This is a genomic window from Streptomyces sp. NPDC059255 (assembly GCF_042752355.1).
Classification (GTDB): Bacteria; Actinomycetota; Actinomycetes; order Streptomycetales; family Streptomycetaceae; genus Streptomyces.
The window spans coordinates 1-6,666 of the sequence record NZ_JBHYZP010000081.1 but is presented as its reverse complement, the minus strand read 5'-3'; the positions used below and the strand labels follow the sequence as shown (position 1 = coordinate 6,666).

General features: G+C 69.1%; 1 protein-coding gene. It reads right to left on the bottom strand.

Annotation, left to right across the window (positions count from 1 at the left end; translation table 11 throughout):
- Nucleotides 1-6,666, bottom strand: a 6,666-nt coding sequence (locus ACFXKG_RS40880; protein WP_384850602.1) for an amino acid adenylation domain-containing protein, incomplete at both ends; no start/stop codon positions are given.

Sequence of the window (6,666 nt, the reverse complement as noted above, 5' to 3'; positions counted from 1 at the left end):
ACGCGAATCAGCAGCCAACGCCACCACATCCCCATGCGTCACCCCCACACCCTTCGGCACCCCCGACGACCCCGACGTAAACATCACATACGCCAGCCCAGCGGCCCGTACCGCATCCGGCAGCCGCACCTCACCCACCGGCTCCGCGTCCACCTCCGCCACCGGTACGCCGGCGATCGCGGCCCGTGCCCTCAGGGCCTGGTCCGTCAGGATGAGGGCCGCGCCGCTCTGCCCCACCACCTGGCGTATCCGCTCGTCCGGATACCCGGGGAACAGCGGTACGTACGCACCGCCCGCCTTCAGCACGGCGAGCATCGCGACCACCACGTCCACCGAGCGCTCCAGCAGCAGGGCCACCCGGCTCTCCACGCCCGCACTCGTACCCGCACCGACGCCTCGCTCGACGAGCACCCGCGCCAGCCGCGTGGACTGCTCGTCCAACTGCGCGTACTTCAGCGAGACTTCGCCGCACTCGACAGCCACGTCGTCCGGTCCGAGCGCCAGCCGCTCGGCGAACGCGCTCACCACCGTGCGGCGGGAAGGAGTCTCCTCGACCGTGCCGCTCCACTCCTGGATCACCTGCTGCCACTCCGTTTCCGGGAGGAGCGGGAGCCCGCCCAGAGGAGCATCCGCGTCCTCGGTCAGGGTGGTGACGGCCTGGTTCAGCCGGCCCGCGAGGAGTTCGACCGTACCGGCGTCGAAAAGAGCGGGGTCGTATGCGAGCACCATGTCCAATTGGTCGCCCATCGCCGAAGCCACCAGCGTCAGGGCGTAGTTCGTCGACTCGACGGCCTGTACGCCGCTGACGCTCAACCCGTGGCGTGCGGCGGACTCCGTGTCGACGGGGTAGTTCTCGAAGACCACCAGGCTGTCGAAGAGTGAGACCCCGGGCTGCACGCCCGAGTCGATGTCCGTGAGCGCCACGTACTCGTACTGCCGCGCCTCGGCCATGTCTGCTTGTACCTCACCGAGCCAACGGGCGGTGGACCGGTCGGTGTTCACCTTCACGCGCACCGGCAGCGTGTTGATGAAGAGGCCGAGGATGTCCTCGGCGCCCGGCAGATCCGTCGGGCGGCCGGAGACCGTCGTACCGAACACCACGTCGGACGTGCCCGCGTACGGGGCAAGAACCAGCGCCCAGGCGCCCTGCACCACCGCGTTCACCGTGAGGCGGTGCCGCCGTACGAAGGCGCTCACGCGCGCAGCCACCGCCGGTTCCACCGTCAACCGCACCCGTGCGCTCGACTGCCCACGCCGGGCATGCTCGGGCGCACGGTCGTACGGCAGTTGCACCGGATCGCCGAACCCGGCGAGCGCCGCCCGCCAGTAGTCCTGTCCGGCCTTCTGGTCCTGACCGGCCAGCCAGCGCACGTAGTCACCGAACGATCCACGCGCGACCGGCGCCGCTTCCAAGGCTCCGCCGAGCGCCGCGTACTCGGCCACCACGTCGGAGAGCAGCGCCGCGTTGCTCCAGCCGTCGAGCAGCAGGTGGTGGAAGGTCCACACCACGCGTACGTCCTGGGGGGAGAGCCGCGCGAGCGCCACCCGCAGCAGGGGGCCCGCTGTCAGGTCGACCCCCCGGGCCCTGTCCTCGACCAGCAGGTCCGCGAGCAACTGATCCTGTTCGGTCTCGCTCGCGTCCGACCAATCCAGGGTCCTGACCGGCAGTTCCGCCTGGCGGTGCACCACCTGTACGGGTTCGGACACCCCTTCCCAGACGAGGGATACGCGCAGCGCGTCCGAGCGCTCGATCACGCGCCGCCAGGCGCGGGTCAGCCGTTCGAGATCGCTGACCCCTTCCAGGGTGAAGGCCAACTGCTCCAGGTAGGCGGCGGAGTCGGGCTCGGCCAAGGCGTGGAAGAGCATGCCGGACTGGAGGGGTGTCAGCGGGTAGATGTCCTCAACCGTGCTTCCGTCCCCGGCGATCCGGTCCACCTCGTCCTGCGTGAGGCGGACCAGGGGGAAGTCCGAGGGGGTGCAGCCGCCGGCGTCCGGCCGGGCGCAGTGCTCGGCGAACGCCACCAGCTCCGCAGCGAATCCCTCCGCCACGCTCCGGACGGTCTCCTCACGGTGGGTGGCGGCGGAGTAGAGCCAGGAGAACACCAGCCGGCCGTCCTGCACCGCACCCACGACGTCGAGCAGATGCGGCCGGAACTCGGCGGGGGCATGGTCGGCGCCCTCCGTGGGGAGAGCCTCCCTGAGCAGGCCGCTCTCCGTACCGTCGCCTGACACATCGAACTGACCGTGGTAGTTGAAGCTGATCTGCGGGTCCAGGGCGGCCAGGACACCGACCGGTGCGTCGCCCAGGTAGCGCAGCGCGCCGTAGCCGACACCCCGGTGGGGAACGGCCCGCAGTTGCTCCTTCACGCTCTTGATCGTGGCGGCCCAGTCGTCGGCCTCCGGCGCGTCGGAGCGGTCCTCACCCGCCGGAAGCGGGGGAAGTGAGAGCGCGACCGGGTAGATGGAGGTGAACCAGCCGACGGTACGGGTCAGATCCGTGTCGTCGAAGATCTCCTCCCGGCCGTGCCCCTCCAGGTTGACCGCGACCCGGTCATGCCCGGTCCACGTACGCAGGGCACGGGCGAGGGCGGCCAGCAGGACGTCGTTCGCCTGGGTGCGGTAGACGGCAGGGACCCGGTGGAGCAGGGCCTCGGTGTGTTCCGGTGTGAGCGCCACGGAGACGGCGCGCTGCGAAGCGACGGTGTTAGGTCCGTCGGGAAGGTCGACGGGGAGCCGGGTCAGGGCGCCGTCGGTGACCGCCTGCCAGTACGGGATCTGATCGTCGAAGCCGCCGGCCGCCGTGTGCTCGGCGAGCCGCGTCGCCCACTGCCGTACGGACGTGCCCTTGGGACCGAGGTCAGGCTGCCGGCCGGCCACGATCTGGTCGTACGCCGTCGACAGGTCCTCCATCAGGACACGCAGCGACACTCCGTCCATGACCAGGTGATGCGCGATCACGGCGAGCCGGGCAGGTTCGTCGGAGCTGTCCGAACCGTGCCCGCCGAGGATGAACCGGATCAGGGGCCCCCGGCCGAGATCGAGGCCGGACTGCGCGTCGACGACGGCCCTGTGCCAGCGCGCGTCCGCGTCGGCCTCCAGCTCCGGACGCTCCGGCGACTCGGGCGAGTCCGTCAAAGCGTGGACCTCCAGCACGGACTCCACACTCAGAGCATCCCCGTAGACGGCACTCCTGGTGCCGTCGACGGTCGACGGCGCTCCGAAGGTCATGCGCAGTGCGTCGTGGTGGGCGAGTACGGCGGCGAGCGCGGCGCGTAGCGCGCCCTCGTCGTAGCCGGGCGCGAGAGCGACCGCGACGGAGAGGTTGAAGTGCCCGGGCGCCACGGGATGGGTCTCGAAGAACCACTCGCGTGCGGGCAGGGTGGGCACCACCCCCGACAGCACGCCCTGCTCGGCCAGGGTCTCCGTGTCGCCGTCGGAGGGCTGGGCCGCCAGCGCGAGAGCACTGACAGTGGGGTGGAGGAAAACGTCGCGGGAGGAGAGGGCGAGTCCGGCGCGGCGGGCTCGGGAGACGACCTGGAGGCTGATGATGGAGTCGCCACCGAGGTCGAAGAAGTTGTCCTCGGTTCCGATCCGTTCCAGCCCGAGGACTTCGGCCCAGACCCCGCACAGGACACGCTCGGTCTCGTTGCGCGGAGCGACGAAAGTCGTTCCCGGGGACTCGAATTCGGGTGCGGGCAGCGCACGCCGGTCCAGCTTCCCGTTGGCATTCAACGGCAGCGCGCCCAGCACGACGAAGGCAGCCGGGACCATGTACTCCGGCAGCACGGACGCCACATGCGCACGCACGGCAGCGACATCGACGTCCCCGACATGCTCGGCCACCAGATAAGCGGCCAGCCGCTTCACCCCCGGCACATCCTCCCGCGCGACCACCGCAGCACGAGCCACCCCCGGATGCCCCGCCAGCACGGCCTCGATCTCACCCAGCTCGATACGGAAACCCCGCACCTTGACCTGGTCATCACCACGCCCCGCATACTCCAACGACCCATCCACATGCCACCGCACCACATCACCCGTACGGTACAAACGCCCACCCGAACGAAAAGGATCAGCCACAAAACGCCCAGCCGTCAGACCCGGACGCCCGTGATACCCACGCGCCAGACCACCCCCCAGATACAACTCACCCCACACACCAACCGGAACCGGCGACAAACCGCCACTCAGTACATACGCAGCCTTGCCGGCCACAGACCGACCGATCGGCACCACCGGACCAGCCGGCCCCGCATCAGCATCCGAGAACCAACCCGTCGCATAAACAGTCGCCTCGGTGGGGCCGTAGATGTTGGCCACCACAGCACCCGGGATCGCCCGCCTGGTCTGCTCCAGCAACCCCGCCGGAAACGCCTCACCGGCCAAAACCACCAGATCGGCCGACACCTCCGTGCCCTGACCCAGCACCCCCGCGAACGCCGACGGCACCGCCGACACCAACGAACCCGACCAACCCTCCCCCTCCGCCAGAGCCAGCACATCCCGGACAACCTCCACCGTCCCACCCGCCGCCAACGTCCCGAACAACTCGAACACCGAGACATCAAAATTCAACGACGTCGAGAACAACGTCCGCGCGAACTTCTCCGCCCCCAGCCCGACCGCCCAGTCCACCAGACCAGCCATCGCCCCATGCGACACCACCACACCCTTCGGACGCCCCGTCGACCCCGACGTATAAATCACATACGCCGCAGACAACAACGACACAGACACAGGGGCAAAAACACCTTCACCGAGCAGCGGACCCGCCAGCATCTCCTCGTCCACCACCACCCGCACACCACTGTCCGCCTTCATGAACTCCAGACGATCCACCGGATAACCCGGATCCAACGGCACATACGCACCCCCCGCCCACAACACACCCAACACCCCCACCACCAAATCCACCGACCGCCCCAAACACACACCCACCCGCGACTCCACACCCACACCCAAAACACTCAAATGCCCCGCCAACCCGCCCGCCCGAACACCCAACTCCCCATACGTCAAAACCTCACCCCCACCCATCACCGCAACCGCATCCGGCGACTCCGCAATCCGGTCCTGAATCACCTCCACGACCGACCGCTCACCCAACCCCTCACCAGGACCCGCCCACCCCATCAACAACCGCTCAAGCTCCACCCCATCCAGCATCCCCAACCGCGCCAACGGCACCGAAGGCTCCGCCACCACCCGCTCCGCCAACGCCACCCAATGCCGACACAACCGCTCCACCGTCACCACATCGAACAGGTCGGTGTTGAACTCCGCCACGCCGACGAGTCCGCCGTCCCCGCCCTCCTGGAAATGCAGGCCGAACTCGAACTGGGCTGCGGTACGGGGGACTTCGTACTCCGAGACATGCAGCCCGGGCAGCTCGAAGGCCCCGGCCGGCGTGTTCTGGAGCGTCATCATCACCTGGACGAGAGGGGTCCGGCTGGTGTCCCGCTCCGGGGCCAGCTCCTCGATCAGCCGGCTGAACGGCACGTCCTGATGGGAGAAGGCATCGAGCGTGGTGTCCCGTATGTCCGTGAGCAGCTCACCGAACGAGCGTGCCTCGTCGATCCGCGCCCGTAGTACGAGCGTATTGACGAAGAACCCGACCAGCCCCTCCAGTTCGGCTCGCTCGCGGCCGGAGACCGCGGTTCCCACCGCGATGTCGCGCCGGCCGCTGTAGCGGGAGAGGAGAAGCTGCGTCACTGCCAGCAATCCCATGAAGAGGCTCGCGCCGCGAGGGCGTCCGAACGCCGTGAGCTGTTCTGTCAGCTCCGCCGGAACCGAGAAGACATGCGTGTCCCCTGACGCCGTCCTGACCAGGGGTCGCGGCCGGTCGGTAGGCAGCTCCAGCGGCTCCAGTCCCTCCAACTGGGCTCGCCAGTAACCGATCTGGGCATCCAGCACATCTCCCGCGAGGCGCTCGCGCTGCCACACCGCGTAGTCCGGGTACTGCACCGGAAGATCGGCGAGCGCCACGTCCTCGCCGCGTACGGCCGCCGCGTACAGATCGCTCAGCTCACGGGTGATCACGCCCATGGACCAGCCGTCGGTGACGATGTGATGCATCGAGACGGCAAGGACGTGTTCGTCCGGGGCGAGGCGTACGAGCAGTACCCGCACCAGGGGGCCGGTGCGGAGGTCGAACGGAGTGACGGCCTCGGTCCGCAGCTCCGCATCGAGCTCGGACGGGTCACTCACCGCGACCGTGCGTACGGGCACGTCGAAGGCGTCGTGCACGACCTGGACCCCGCGGCCGTCCACCGAGTCGAATGTCGTACGGAGCGACTCGTGACGGGCGACCAGGCCCACGACCGCGCTTCGGAGCGCAGCCTCGTCGAGCACGCCGGCCAGCCGGAGTGCGCCGACGATGTTGTATTCGATCGCGCCCGGAGTGAAGTTCTCCAGGAACCAGAGCCGCTCCTGGGTGAGCGACATCGGAAGCTGCCCGCCCCGGGCCACCGGGACGACCGCGCCCGGGTCGGCCGGGCCTGTTGCTGCCGGTCCGCTCTGCTCGGCCTCCGTCAGTGCGGCGAGCCGGGCGACGGTGGGGTGGTCGAACAGTGCGCGCGGCGAGAGCCCGGCCCCCAGCGCGGCCCGGATACGCGACACCACCTTCAAGCTGGAGATGGAATCCCCGCCCAGCTCGAAGAAGTCGTC